The 12,198-nt window shown below is 61.5% G+C and carries 13 protein-coding genes and 1 tRNA gene; 5 read left to right on the forward strand and 9 right to left on the reverse strand.

Annotation, left to right across the window (positions count from 1 at the left end; genetic code table 11):
* Positions 1-28 precede the first annotated feature (28 nt).
* Together J4D99_RS05220 and J4D99_RS05225 are read left to right on the forward strand one after the other, a co-directional pair.
* Positions 29-101 (forward strand) — tRNA-Thr (locus J4D99_RS05220).
* A gap of 261 nt (positions 102-362) precedes the next feature.
* Positions 363-707 (forward strand): hypothetical protein, encoded by a 345-nt coding sequence (locus tag J4D99_RS05225; RefSeq protein WP_208130659.1) that lies wholly within the window; start codon positions 363-365, stop codon positions 705-707.
* Between the two features lie 85 nt (positions 708-792).
* Here the strand turns inward: J4D99_RS05225 and J4D99_RS05230 are convergent, their stop codons facing one another.
* From J4D99_RS05230 to alaS, 3 genes are all read right to left on the reverse strand, one after another.
* Positions 793-1,002 (reverse strand): hypothetical protein, encoded by a 210-nt coding sequence (locus tag J4D99_RS05230; RefSeq protein ID WP_208130660.1) that lies wholly within the window; start codon positions 1,000-1,002, stop codon positions 793-795.
* A gap of 259 nt (positions 1,003-1,261) precedes the next feature.
* Positions 1,262-2,350: a PAS domain-containing sensor histidine kinase gene (locus J4D99_RS05235; protein ID WP_208130661.1), complete on the reverse strand. Its 1,089-nt coding sequence runs from the start codon at positions 2,348-2,350 to the stop codon at positions 1,262-1,264.
* Positions 2,351-2,545: 195 nt separating this feature from the next.
* A complete protein-coding gene (alaS, locus tag J4D99_RS05240; RefSeq protein WP_208130662.1) occupies positions 2,546-5,227 on the reverse strand; it encodes an alanine--tRNA ligase in 2,682 nt (893 codons plus the stop codon).
* Between the two features lie 152 nt (positions 5,228-5,379).
* Between alaS and J4D99_RS05245 the strand changes: the two genes are divergently transcribed.
* Genes J4D99_RS05245 through J4D99_RS05255 form a run of 3 tightly spaced genes read left to right on the forward strand, consistent with a single transcriptional unit; the run spans position 5,380 to position 7,731 of the window.
* Entirely contained in the window at positions 5,380-5,736 is a 357-nt protein-coding gene (locus J4D99_RS05245; protein WP_208130663.1) for a MerR family transcriptional regulator, read from the forward strand.
* A gap of 9 nt (positions 5,737-5,745) precedes the next feature.
* Entirely contained in the window at positions 5,746-6,885 is a 1,140-nt protein-coding gene (dprA, locus tag J4D99_RS05250; RefSeq protein ID WP_208130664.1) for a DNA-processing protein DprA, read from the forward strand.
* 36 nt (positions 6,886-6,921) lie between these two features.
* Positions 6,922-7,731: an aminotransferase class IV gene (locus J4D99_RS05255; protein WP_208130665.1), complete on the forward strand. Its 810-nt coding sequence runs from the start codon at positions 6,922-6,924 to the stop codon at positions 7,729-7,731.
* 22 nt (positions 7,732-7,753) lie between these two features.
* Here the strand turns inward: J4D99_RS05255 and J4D99_RS05260 are convergent, their stop codons facing one another.
* The 6 genes from J4D99_RS05260 to J4D99_RS05285 form a co-directional block, all read right to left on the reverse strand.
* Positions 7,754-9,151 carry an amidohydrolase family protein gene (locus J4D99_RS05260; RefSeq protein WP_208130666.1) on the reverse strand — a complete coding sequence of 466 codons (1,398 nt, stop codon included), beginning with the start codon at positions 9,149-9,151 and terminating at the stop codon, positions 7,754-7,756.
* A gap of 66 nt (positions 9,152-9,217) precedes the next feature.
* A complete protein-coding gene (locus tag J4D99_RS05265) occupies positions 9,218-9,736 on the reverse strand; it encodes a hypothetical protein (protein WP_208130667.1) in 519 nt (172 codons plus the stop codon).
* Positions 9,737-9,890: 154 nt separating this feature from the next.
* The gene (locus tag J4D99_RS05270; protein ID WP_208130668.1) at positions 9,891-10,118 is read right to left on the reverse strand and encodes a hypothetical protein; all 228 of its coding nucleotides are present in this window, start codon (positions 10,116-10,118) and stop codon (positions 9,891-9,893) included.
* A 142-nt stretch (positions 10,119-10,260) separates the two neighbouring features.
* Positions 10,261-11,055 carry a thymidylate synthase gene (locus tag J4D99_RS05275; RefSeq protein ID WP_208130669.1) on the reverse strand — a complete coding sequence of 265 codons (795 nt, stop codon included), beginning with the start codon at positions 11,053-11,055 and terminating at the stop codon, positions 10,261-10,263.
* Positions 11,056-11,113: 58 nt separating this feature from the next.
* A complete protein-coding gene (locus J4D99_RS05280; protein ID WP_208130670.1) occupies positions 11,114-11,566 on the reverse strand; it encodes an ankyrin repeat domain-containing protein in 453 nt (150 codons plus the stop codon).
* Between the two features lie 332 nt (positions 11,567-11,898).
* Positions 11,899-12,150 (reverse strand): hypothetical protein, encoded by a 252-nt coding sequence (locus J4D99_RS05285; RefSeq protein ID WP_208130671.1) that lies wholly within the window; start codon positions 12,148-12,150, stop codon positions 11,899-11,901.
* Positions 12,151-12,198 lie beyond the last annotated feature (48 nt).

Genomic DNA, 12,198 nt, shown 5'->3' on the forward strand with positions numbered 1-12,198 from the left:
TTGTGTCTTACTTTTGCCCCACGATTAAGCCTCCATAGCTCAGTTGGTAGAGCTTCTGACTTGTAATCAGAGGGTCGTTGGTTCGAGTCCGACTGGGGGCTCTTTTTCGAAAAACGCCGTTGTAACTCAAGTAGTTGCACCGGCGTTTTTGTTGGTGTATAGGGCAAGTCAGAAAATAGAGGCCCGAACCGCTGAAACGGCCGGGCTTTTAGCATGCGGGCTTCTGGTGTACCCTGCTACTTGGCCCGATAGCTTGAACGAGGAGCGCTGAGAAATTACCAGGCCTTAAGTTTTCCCCCCTGCTTCACCATTTTACCGTACAAGCAGGCGACCAAGCCCTCTTTTAGGGCCGGCTTTCCCCCATGCGCATTATACTGCTTTTTGCTTCCTTGCTTACCCTAGCCGCCGGTACGGCCGTGTCTCAGGTGCGCCGCCCGACAACATCGCCCACGGTGCCGCAGTCGGGCAGCCTCTCCGATACGGGCCAGCCCGGCACTACCCTGCCGGCACCCTCGGTACCTGCTTACCCCCGGGGCTACACCGACAAGCACCTGGGCGGTACTACCACAGGCACTTTTCCAAATGGAGTACCCGTGCGCAACCTCGACAATGGCACGGGGCGCAACGACCAGCCCCGCGCCAACCAGGCCCAACCCGGCGCGCAGCCTACGCGCAGCATTTTTCGTGGCCGCCAGCGGCGCAGTTAAAGGAGTCAACGCTTGTGAAAACGCACATGCCAGGTGGGCCCTCGTGCTAGCCAGCTTTTGCTAATAAGCGGCCTGTACCTTCGCTTTACAACTGCCCGCAACTGACAATGCCGCTGAGCCACGCTGCTATATTGTTGCCGACCGCCGTCACGGGCACTCCCCAGTCACTTAACAGCCGCGCCAAGCTCAGGCCAAACAGCCAGTCGAGCCCCTGCCAGCGCCCAAACAGCCCCCGCCAGCCGTGGTAATGCCCATGGCCACGCCCGGCGCGGCCGCGGCCAACGCCTGCAGGCAACGCTCAGTAGTTGTCGCCTCCTTGCGGGCCGCCACTAGAATGCTCACCCACGGGGAATGCGTGAAGCGTTGGCGCGGCAGGGCCACAGCAGACCCAGCAGCATAAGGCCATACAGCCCGAAAAAATTACCAGCTTACGCGGAGGCGTTCGTCCATTGTTTTAGCCGATGCCTACGTGTATTTACACGCCCAGCGGGCGCCTGCTCTGTACTTACCGCAGGGCGCACGGTCTGGCTAGCTACCACCCAGGCCGAGCCGCCTTAGGCCGGCAGGGCCGGCAGCGCAATGGTAAAGGTGGTACCCTCTCCCTCTACACTTTTAAAGGTAATCTGGCCCTGGTGCAGCTCCACAATGGTGCGAATAATCGACATGCCCAAGCCATTGGTTTTTTCGCCGCGCAGGCCCGGGCGCCGGGCCTTGGTAAACCGCTCGAACAGCTCGGCCTGCAACTTCGCCGGAATGCCTATCCCCGTGTCGGCTATCGTAATGAGGGCTAGCGAGCCCTGCCGGACCACGCCCACGCTGATGCGCCCACCATCGGGCGTAAACTTGATAGCGTTGGAAATTAGGTTATTGACAACCTGCTGAAACTTATTGCTATCATAGCTTACGTAAATTGGCTGCTCGGCCGCCTTGTAGTCAAACTGCAAGCGGGTGCGCCAATCGGAGCGCTGATATTCTTCGAGCAGCGTGCCGAGCCAGGCCACCAGGTCGCTCCGCTCCCGCTTAAGCTCCACGTTGGCCGACTCCATAAATTCGTTGTCGACAAAATCACGAATCAGGTTTACGCTGTCCAGGCACGTGCGCTCCATCAGGCGCAGCAGGTGCAGCGCCGATTCGCTGGCCATCGGCGACTCCGCGCGCAAGTGCTCGGTGAGCTGTTGTAGTAATGCCAGCGGCCCGGCCAAATCGTGCGACAGGATTTCCAGCGTCGCGTTTTTCTTGGTGTTAAACTTCTCGGCGTTGATGCTTACTACCTTATCACGCGTAATATCCTTGACCGTACCACTGAGGTAAAGCTCGCCTTCGGCCAGGTATTCGGGGCAGGCCGCCAGGCAAAGCCACTGCGTGCCGCCGTCGGCCTGGTTTATGCGTATTTCCAGCTGCTCCACCGCCTTGCCATCCAGCACCTGCGTCATTTGCTCGCGCAGCAGCACCAGGTCGTCGGGATACACCCGTGCGAGCCAGAGCGGCAAGTCTTCGTTGATGTGCGCCGCCGGGTCGCCAAAGACCTGCTCATACGCCGGGCTCACGTATACCACCTGGCCATCGGCTACCCGGTACGAAAAGTATACCGTTGAGCTACGTTCGAGGAAAGAGCGAAATAAGGCGGGATAGTCGACGGACATGGTAACTGCAATTGCTACGCAAATTACGAGCTACTAGCCGCTTCCGGGTGCTGCTGCCAGCTTAACCAAATCAAAAACTGCCTGCCTCTTGCTGGCCAGGCCATTGGCTACCCCTAGCCGCGGCCGCAGTGTCCACAAAAAAAGCCTCCTGGCGCGAAACCAGGAGACTTTTAAATCCTATTTGGCCAAGGCTAGCTAGGCGCTGGCGGCCACTATGGCCTCGGCCCGGCCGATGGCGGCGCTGAGGCCGGCTACATTTTTACCGCCGGCCGTGGCGAAGAACGGCTGCCCGCCGCCGCCGCCCTGAATGTCCTTGGCCAGCTCGCGCACCAGGGTGCTGGCGTTGAGCTTGCCGGCCTTGGCAAGGTCGTCATCGAGCATCACAGCTAGCTGCGGCTTCCCGTCGAGGTCGGCCCCTAGCACCAGCACGAGGTTGGGCACGGTCTGGCGCAGGTCGTAGGCCAGCTTTTTAAGGTCGTCGGCGCTGGTGGCCTGCACCTGGGCTGCCAGGAAGTTGAGGCCGTTGAGGTCTTTTACCTGGCTAGCCAGCTGCGCTTTTTGCTGATTGATAGCCTGTTGGGCAAACGACTCAATTTGCTTGCGCAGGGCCGCGATTTCGTCGGTTTGCTTTTCCAGCGAGGGCAGCAGGTGCTGCGGGTTACCCAGCGCCTCGCGCACTTGGGCTAGCAGGTCGAGCTGCTGGTCTACGAAGGCTTCGGCCACGCCGGCCGTCACGGCCTCGATGCGGCGCACCCCGGCGCCCACGGCGCTTTCGGCCGTGATTTTGAAGTAGCCGATGCTGCCGGTGTTGGCCACGTGCAGGCCGCCGCAAAGCTCCACCGAGTAGTCTTTGTCGAAGGTGATGACACGCACAAACTCGCCGTATTTCTCGCCAAACAAGGCCATGGCACCCAGGCTCTTGGCCTCGGCAATGGGCACGTTGCGGCGCTCGTCGAGCGGAATCTGCTGGCGGATGCGCTCGTTTACGATTTGCTCGATTTCGCGCAGCTGCGCATCGGTCACCTTCGTAAAGTGCGAAAAGTCGAAGCGCAGCAGCTTCTCATTCACCAACGAGCCCTTTTGCTGCACGTGCTCGCCAAGCACGCGGCGCAGCGCGGCTTGCAGCAAGTGCGTGGCGGTGTGGTTGTTGCGAATGAGCGCCCGGCGGGCACCATCGGGCCGCAGCACAAATTCCTCGGTCAGCTCCTGCGGCAGCTCCAGGGTGGTGTGAATGAGCAGGTCGTTTTCCTTGCGCGTGTCAATCACGCGCACCTTGCTCAGCGGCGATTCGAGGTAGCCCGTGTCGCCAATCTGGCCGCCGCTCTCGGCGTAGAAAGGCGTCTGGTCGAACACCAGCTGGTATTCGGTTTTGCCTTTCTTGTCGATTTTGCGGTAGCGCAGCAGGTGGGCGGTGGCCTCGTCCTGGTCGTAGCCCACAAACACGTTCGGCGCGTCGTGCTCAGTCACCGTCACCCAGTCGCTCTGCTCAGTTTCCTGGGCATTGCGGCTGCGGTTTTTCTGCTCGGCTAGGGCCTGCTGGAAGCCTTTTTCGTCAACAGACAGGCCTTTCTCGCGGGCGATAAGCGCCGTGAGGTCGAGCGGAAAACCGAAGGTGTCGCTCAATTCAAACGCTGTACGGCCGTCAATCACGCCGCCGTTCTGGCGGGCGCTTTCTTCGAGGGCGTCGAGACGGCGCAGGCCGGTTTCGAGCGTTTTAAGGAAGGCTATTTCCTCTTCTTCAATCACGCGCATCACAAAGGCCTGCTGGGCCTTTAGCTCGGGGAAGATGCTGGCCATCTGGTCGGCCAGCGTGGGCACGAGCTTATAGAGGAAGGGCTGCTTCTGGTTGAGGCTGGAGAAGGCGTAGCGCACGGCCCGGCGCAGGATGCGGCGGATGACGTAGCCCGCCTTCACGTTGGAGGGCAGCTGGCCGTCGGCAATGGTGAAGGCGATGGCCCGGATGTGGTCGGCCAGCACCCGGATGGCGATGTCGGTTTTCTCCTCCTCGGTAGCGGGCAGGTCGGTTACCGTAGCCGGCGAGGTACCGTGGTAGGGCACCCCGGCTTCCTTAGCGATAAACTGGATAAGCGGCTGAAAAACATCAGTATCGTAGTTCGACTTCACGCCCGACACGGCCATCATCAGGCGCTCAAAGCCCATGCCCGTATCTACGCTCTGGGCGGGCAGCTTGATGAGCGACTTGTCGGCTAGCCGCTGGAATTCCATGAACACGTTGTTCCAGACCTCCACCACCTGCGGGTGGTCGGCGTTCACGAGCTCGCGGCCCGATTTAGCGGCGCGCTCCTCGTCGGAGCGCAGGTCGATGTGGATTTCGGTGCACGGGCCGCAGGGGCCCGTATCGCCCATTTCCCAGAAATTGTCCTTCTTATTGCCGGGCAGGATGCGGTCGTCGCTGGTGTACTGGCGCCACAGGGCCTGCGTTTCGGTATCGGGGCCGGTACCGTCGGTGGCATCGCCTTCAAAATACGTCACGTAGAGACGGTCCTTGTCGAGCTTATACACCTCCGTGAGCAGCTCCCAGGCCCAGTTAATGGCGTCCTTCTTGAAATAGTCGCCAAAGCTCCAGTTGCCCAGCATCTCGAACATGGTGTGGTGGTAGGTGTCGTAGCCTACCTCCTCCAGGTCGTTGTGCTTGCCGCTCACGCGCAGGCACTTCTGGGTGTCGGCGATGCGCTTGTAGGGCGCGGGCTTATTTCCCAGAAAGTAGTCTTTGAACGGCGCCATGCCGCTGTTGATAAATAGCAGCGTGGGGTCGTCCTTGACCACGAGCGGGGCCGAGGGCACAATGTGGTGGCCTTTGCTGGCAAAAAAGTCGAGAAACTGCTGGCGAACGTGCGCGGCGGTAGGAAGAGACATGGAACTAGGGGCAAATACCGGTATTTTTGGCGTTGCTTTGCGCGGGCAAAGGTAGTTTGCGGCGCGAAGCTTTCTCGCTAGCCCCGCAGCTAAGGCCTTTCTCACGTTAACACTGCCCGCCGCGCCCGCATTCCCGCCGTTTCTCCCCTGCCATGCCTTATAAAGAGCGCGATATTACCAAGCAGTATTTCACCATCGGCGAGGTGGCCGAGCAATTTGGCGTGGCCACTTCGCTCATCCGCTTCTGGGAAACGGAGTTTGACGAGCTAGCCCCGCGCAAGAGCAAAAAGGGCAACCGCCTCTTTACGCAGGCCGACGTAGATACCTTCCGCACTATCTATCACCTGGTTAAGGAACGCGGTTACACTATTGCCGGCGCCCGCGAAATGCTGAAGCAGAAGGGCGGCCAGCTTAAGGAAAAGATTGACGTAATTCAATCGCTGGAAAAAGTGCGCGGCTTTTTGGTGAGCCTTAAGAAGGAAATCGACGCGGCGCAGAAGGCCGAGTAAGCGCGCCAAATGTCCACTTCACCGGCTACCGACGACCTCTACCACGAGCTGGCCCTCACGCTGCTACCCGGTATCGGCCCGCAGCTCACGCGGCAGCTGATGAGCTACGGCTCGTCGGCCAAAAACGTGTTTTTGCTGCCGCCCGGCAAGCTGCGGCGCATTCCGGGCGTGGGCGAGGCCACGATTAAAATCCTGACCGGGCCCGAGCGCGGCAAGGCGCTGGCCCACGCCGAGACCAGCCTACGCAAGGCCGAAAAGGACGGCGTGCAGATTCTGTTTTATACCAGCAAGCAGTTTCCCAGCCGCCTCAAGCTCATCCCGGACGCGCCGGTGCTGCTCTACTACCAGGGCCCGGCCGACCTGAACGCGCCCAAGACCCTGGCGCTTGTGGGCACCCGCCAGGCCACAGAGTATGGCCGCGAGCAAACCGAGCGACTGCTCAAGGGTGTGCTGCCGCACCAGCCGCTCATTATCAGCGGGCTAGCCTACGGTATCGACATCATGGCGCACCGCGCGGCCTTGCAGGAGGGCCTAGCCACGGTGGGCGTGATGGCGACCGGCCTCGACATTATTTATCCCGCTGCGCACCGCAAAACGGCTGAGAAAATGCGCGAAACCGGCGGCCTGCTCACTGAGTTTCCGTTTGGTACCCAGCCCGACCGCTACAACTTTCCGCAGCGCAACCGCATCATTGCCGGCCTGGCCGATGGCACAGTGGTAATCGAAGCAGCGGCCAAGGGCGGCGCGCTCATCACCGCCGAGCTGGCCCTGAGCTACGACCGCGACGTGCTGGCCGTGCCAGGCCCGCTGGGGGCACCTTCTTCCGAAGGCTGCAATGCGCTTATTAAAGCCAATAAAGCCGCGCTCTACCAGGAGCCTCAGGACCTGGAGCAACTGCTGAACTGGGATGCTGCGCTGCACTTGCCGGGTAAGTTTCAGCCGGCTCCCTCCTACTCAGCCGATGATTTTACGAGCGAAGAATTTGCCCTGGTGAGCGTGCTAGCCACCGCACCCAGCCGCGAGCTGCACATGGATGAGCTGGCCTGGAAAGCGCAGCAGCCCATTCACGCGGTGGCCTCGCTGCTGTTGGGGCTGGAGTTTCGGGGCGTGGTACGGGCGCTGCCGGGCAAGAAGTTTGGGTTATTATAAAAGACAAACCTAGTAGCCCGTCGCTAACCCCCCTCCATGCTGCTTTTCAACGGAGACTTGCTTGACTCAACGGCGTTTCGCCTGCCCCTGCCCAACCGGGGACTGGCTTTCGGCGACGGCTTTTTTGAAACCTTGATTTACCTGGATGGCCGCCTGCGCTACGCTGCCGGCCACCTGGCCCGCATGCAGCAAGCTGCGGCGGCGCTATACCTCAGCTTGCCCCCGGCCCTTGCTTCTACCGAGGCGCTCGAAACCACCCTAGCCCGGCTTGCTGCCACCAACAACCTGCCCGCTGCCCGCCTGCGCCTGCAGCTGTGGCGCGCCGGGGGCGGCCGCTACACCCCGCCCACCGATGCGGCCGCGTGGCTAGCCACCGCCGAACCCTTCACGCCCGAGGAGTGGCCGCTGCAACTGGTTGATTTTGGTCAGGCTACGCACGCGCAGCTTTCACCGCTCAGCTTTTGCAAGGGGCCGCAGGCGTGGCTATACGTGCGGGCCGCCCACGAGCGCCAGCAGCGCGGGCTCGATGAGATTATTCTCTGCGACGCGGCCGGGCACGTGGCGGAAGCCGGCGCGGCGGCCATTTTCTGGGTGAAAGACGAGGTGCTGTTCACCCCGGCGCTGGCCAGCGGCTGCGTGGCGGGCGTGCGCCGCGCGGCAGTGCTAGGCGCCGCTAAGGCCGCGGGACTACCCTGCCGGGAAGGGTTATTTTCACAGGCCGAGCTGCTGGCGGCCGATGCCGTGTTTACGGCCAACGTGGCAGCCGTGCGGGCAGTGCGGCAGGTGGGTACGCAAGAATTTAACGGCTTGCCCGCGTCGTGGCTAGCCCTGCTCAACACCTTGTAAAACGGAGAAGCAAGTGCTTGCCCTATTGACTAGCCGCCACCTGCCGCAGGCTGGCCCGCAGGCTGTCGAGGGCCGGGCGGGAGAAATAGCGGCCATCGGCCACCACGCCCGTGATGCGGCGGGTGTTGGCAATGTTAGTCAATGGGTTAGCCTGCAGCAGAAGCAGGTCGGCTAGCCGGCCGGGCTGCACGGTGCCCAGGTCCTGGGTGCGCTTGTAAAACTTGGCCGGGTTGAGAGTGGCCGTTTGCAGAGCTTGCAGGGGCGTAAAGCCCGCCTCGACGAAGCGCTGTAGCTCTTGGTGCAGGCTCAGGCCCGGAATCAGGTCGACGCCAGCCGGCGCATCGGTACCAGCCAGAAAAGGCACGCCGGCCGCGTGCAGGCGGCGCACAATGGCCAGCTCGTGGGCCACAAACTTTTCGCGCTCGGCCAGCGGCTCGTAGTCCATCGTTTTGGCAATGCCGAGCTGCGCCTTTGGCCAGCGCTGCGCCACCCAGCTGCGGCCAGCGTAGGCCAGCCCGGCCGAGTCGGCGCGCCAGTCAATGGCATCGACCAGCCATTGGCCGCGCTCCCAAAACAAGGTGGGGCACTGCCACACGTGGGCAGCCGCTAGTTGCTTGACAATCCGGGCCTCCCGGGCGGGCTCGTAAGTAGCCAGAAACCGGCCCGGCGACTTGATACTGCCGCTCACGTACTTATCCTCATCGGGCGAGCTCGCCTCGAAAATGCCAATCAGGTGCTCGAAGGTGCGCTGGCCCGCCGCCACGGCCTCGGTAGCGCGCACGGCGTCAGGCACGTGGCCTTCCAGCGACAGGCCTAGCCGCTTGGCCTCGGCGGCAATGGCGAAGTAGGCCGCGCGTGGCACATACGATTGCACTTTGATAAAATCGACGCCCCGCGCCTTGAGCATATCCACCGCCCGGCGGCCGTCGTCGGGGGTGGCAATGGCGATGGCAGCCTTGTAGGGCGATTTAGCACCGTCGAGCATCGGCCCCGATACCACCAGCCGGGGGCCTAGCCAGCGATGCGCCGCCACCGCCGCCCGGGCCGCCAAAATGGAATCGAGCTGGCTGCCCATGTCGCGGATGCCGGTGATGCCATTGGCCAGCAGCAGCGGCAAAATCAGCCGCGTGCCGGCATTGGCCGTGCCGTCGAAATACACGTGGGTGTGCATGTCCCAGAGGCCTGGCAGCAGGTACTGGCCGGTGGCATCGACCACCCGGCCCGCGGGCGGCGACTGGCCGGCTGAGGGCCCCACCCGCACAATGCGGGCGCCCTGCACCACCACCGTCTGGTCGGGCCGGATGGTGCCGGTCGCCACGTCTACCACGTTAGCGTGCACAAAGCTCAGCTGCTGCGCCCGGGCCGGGGCAACCCCGCCAAGCAGGCCTACAAGCAGGCATTTAATGTGGTGTAGTTTCATACCTGGCTGCTAGGGGGCGCTGTAGGGGCCGCCCCGCACGAAGGTAGCAGCTTACCGGCTAGCCCCCTACTCGGTGATAAAGCGCATGGGCACCAACAGCGAGTCTTGTAGGGCCTGGGAACGCACAAAGCGCAGGGCGCCGAGCACGCGCAGGGCTTCGGCATCGAGGGCGCGCAGGGCCGCGGGCGGGTAGTCGGCCTCGGGGCGGGCTAGCTCGCGCCGCACCACGCGCGGCGGCTGGCGCACCGAGCCATTGGCCCGCACCAGCACACTCACCAGAATGCGGCCGGTGGGCATCAGGTCGCGGGGGCGGTCGGAGGCTGGGCGCGCGGCGGGCGGGTAGTGCGCCTGTTCCGACACAAACTTGAAAAACTGGTCGCGCCCCGCCGCCTGGCGGATAGGGTCGGTTTCGTGCCAGAAGCGCGCCAGCACGGGCGAGGCGAGCGGGCCCCGCACTACCTCGGGCGGCAACGGGCGGTGCACCGGCAGCATCGGGAAGCCCGGCGCCGAGTAGCCCTCCTGGGCGTGGGCCACCCCGGCAGCCAGCAGCAACGAGCCCAGCAGCGTCCACGTTTTGGTTTTCATGCGGCACTTCTCATGCCGGCAAGGTACGTCGCAACAAGCGCTTGGTCCGCCCAGCCAGCGCCTACCGGCACCCAGGTAAAAAGCTCAGACTTAGCAGAATTGCTTGACCGTCTACAGACGAGCAGTCAAATTAATTATTACTAAAGTACCAGTTTCAAAAATTCTCTTCCACCTTAACTCGCGGAAGAGGCCGGTTGCGGTCGGCATGGTTGGCTTGTAGCTCTTCCCAGGCGCCACGGTACACTTGTAGGTCAGCGTCGCTGACTTCGTAAGTCTCCATAATGGCCTGGCGGGACAAATTTCCTAGTTGCAGGGCATAGAGCGCCACATAGGCTCGATGTTCCACCGAGAGGTGCTTGCTGATTGAGGTAGGCGAAGGCATAAGATAAAAGCAGAAGCAAGGAGTAGCAGCGCAGAATAACAGCCGCAAAGCTCATCCTTTTACCTCAACCATTTTCCTTCGTTTCGTCCAATTGTAGCTCACACGCTCCCAATGGTGCATCGTGCTTACCGAACGAACAGCCTTATACAGCCACTGGCGCCTTAATGGCAGGCCAAGGGTCGTAATTCTCCAGCTGAAAGTCCTCGTAGCGGAAGCCAAAAATGTCCGTCACAGCCGGGTTGAGGCGCATAGTGGGCAGCGGGCGCGGCGCCCGCTCCAGCTGCTGGCGAGCCTGCTCTAAGTGGTTGCTGTAGAGGTGCGTATCGCCGCCAGTCCAAATAAACTCGCCGGGCTGCAGGCCCGTCACCTGGGCCACCATGAGCGTGAGCAAGGCGTAGGAGGCAATATTGAAAGGCACGCCCAGAAACACGTCGGCCGAGCGTTGGTAGAGCTGGCAGCTCAGGCGCCCATCGGCTACGTAAAACTGGAACAGCGCGTGGCAGGCCGGCAGCTTCATCTGGGGCAGGTCGGCCACGTTCCAGGCGCTCACTACCATGCGGCGCGAGTCGGGCTGGGTTTTCAGCTGTTGAATAAGCTGCGTAATCTGGTCGATATGGCCGCCGTGGCCGTCGGGCCAGCTGCGCCACTGGTAGCCGTATACCGGGCCGAGGTTGCCGTTCTCGTCGGCCCACTCGTCCCAGATACTCACCCCGTTGGCCTTCAGGTAGGCAATATTGGTATCGCCCTGCAAAAACCACAGCAGCTCGTGGATAATGCTGCGCAGGTGCACCTTCTTGGTCGTGACCAGCGGAAAGCCCTCGGCCAGGTTGAACCGCATCTGCGGCCCGAAGATGGACAGCGTGCCGGTGCCGGTGCGGTCGGTTTTGAGGGTGCCGTGGTCGAGAATCTCTTGCAGAAGGGCGTGGTACTGGCGCATAACGAAAGCTGGGGCTAGCCGCAAAAGTAGTGGCCGGCACCGGCCTAGCGGGCGGCGGCTACTTCAGCTTTTGCTGCAGCAGCGCTACTACGTCCTGGTTGCCACTCTCTTTGGCCAGGGCCAGCGCGTCTTTGCCGTCGTCATCTTTGGCGCGGGCATCGGCACCGCTGGCCAGCAGCAGCTCCACAATGGCTTTGTTCCCCTTGCCGGCGGCCGCCATCAGGGCCGTGCCCTTAAAGCCATCGGCCTGGTTGACCTGCGCTTTGTGCTTGAGCAGCAGCTTCACCAGGTCGAGGCTGCCGTTGCCGGCGGCGGTTACCAGGTAGGTAGTCGGGAAGCCGGGTACCACTTCAATCACCGCGTTAGGATTGGCCCCACCCGTGAGTAGCGTTTCGACAGCGGCGGCGTTGTTTTTCAGCACGGCCGTGGCGAGCTCCTTGCTCGGCGCTTGGGCGTAGGTAGTAAACGAAAAGCAGAAAAAGGCAGCAATGAAGAGTATAGGTCTTGTCATTTTATAAGTATAAGTCAATTCGGAGGCTAAGTTAACTTAAAGCTTCCTTACTTGACTTTAAATCTTATTAACAGGCTTTTCCGGCATGCCTTGGCACTTCCTTCCGTAATAAATTTTATAAACGTCGTGCAAATTTCACAACCACCATAGCTGATTTAAATCCAGTAATTACTTTGCACATTATCAGCAGATTACTGGCTAACAACAGTCGTATACTTCGCACTTAAAAAGAAAATGGCTTTGCTTTTCGAGTCTGAATAAAAATGCGGCCGGGCCAAGTATAAAAAAAGCGGCCTGACCCGGCCGCTTTTTTTATACTTGAACGGATATGTTTACAGTGACTTCACGGCCGCCGGTTTCACCTCGGCCGTGGCGGGCGTGCTAGCCTTGGCAGCGGCCATTTTGGCGCGGCAGCAGGCGGGCATACCGGCCATGCTGGTGCCGGCCATGCCTTTCTCGCACTTGGCGGCGGCAGCGGCAGTGCAGTGGTCGGCTTTTTTGCCTTTGGCAGGCTTGTCGCCGTCGTGGGCGAAAGCTGTGGCGGCCGAAGCCAGCAGCGCGAGGGCGAGCAGAGACTTTTTCATAGAAGGCAATAAGGGAAGGGATTGAAGGAGGAAATTGCTGAGCCTAAG

Origin of the sequence: Hymenobacter sp. BT559 (assembly GCF_017571525.1) — a bacterium.
In the GTDB taxonomy this organism is placed as follows: domain Bacteria; phylum Bacteroidota; class Bacteroidia; order Cytophagales; family Hymenobacteraceae; genus Hymenobacter; species Hymenobacter ginsengisoli.

What these genes read in the sequence shown, in the direction of transcription:
- J4D99_RS05270 (WP_208130668.1), bottom strand. Translation starts at nt 10,118, where the DNA reads ATGCCTTCGCCTACCTCAATCAGCAAGCACCTCTCGGTGGAACATCGA.
- J4D99_RS05280 (WP_208130670.1), bottom strand. Translation starts at nt 11,566, where the DNA reads ATGACAAGACCTATACTCTTCATTGCTGCCTTTTTCTGCTTTTCGTTT.
- dprA (WP_208130664.1), top strand. Translation starts at nt 5,746, where the DNA reads ATGTCCACTTCACCGGCTACCGACGACCTCTACCACGAGCTGGCCCTC.
- J4D99_RS05260 (WP_208130666.1), bottom strand. Translation starts at nt 9,151, where the DNA reads ATGAAACTACACCACATTAAATGCCTGCTTGTAGGCCTGCTTGGCGGG.
- J4D99_RS05265 (WP_208130667.1), bottom strand. Translation starts at nt 9,736, where the DNA reads ATGAAAACCAAAACGTGGACGCTGCTGGGCTCGTTGCTGCTGGCTGCC.
- J4D99_RS05225 (WP_208130659.1), top strand. Translation starts at nt 363, where the DNA reads ATGCGCATTATACTGCTTTTTGCTTCCTTGCTTACCCTAGCCGCCGGT.
- J4D99_RS05235 (WP_208130661.1), bottom strand. Translation starts at nt 2,350, where the DNA reads ATGTCCGTCGACTATCCCGCCTTATTTCGCTCTTTCCTCGAACGTAGC.
- J4D99_RS05285 (WP_208130671.1), bottom strand. Translation starts at nt 12,150, where the DNA reads ATGAAAAAGTCTCTGCTCGCCCTCGCGCTGCTGGCTTCGGCCGCCACA.
- J4D99_RS05245 (WP_208130663.1), top strand. Translation starts at nt 5,380, where the DNA reads ATGCCTTATAAAGAGCGCGATATTACCAAGCAGTATTTCACCATCGGC.
- alaS (WP_208130662.1), bottom strand. Translation starts at nt 5,227, where the DNA reads ATGTCTCTTCCTACCGCCGCGCACGTTCGCCAGCAGTTTCTCGACTTT.
- J4D99_RS05275 (WP_208130669.1), bottom strand. Translation starts at nt 11,055, where the DNA reads ATGCGCCAGTACCACGCCCTTCTGCAAGAGATTCTCGACCACGGCACC.
- J4D99_RS05255 (WP_208130665.1), top strand. Translation starts at nt 6,922, where the DNA reads ATGCTGCTTTTCAACGGAGACTTGCTTGACTCAACGGCGTTTCGCCTG.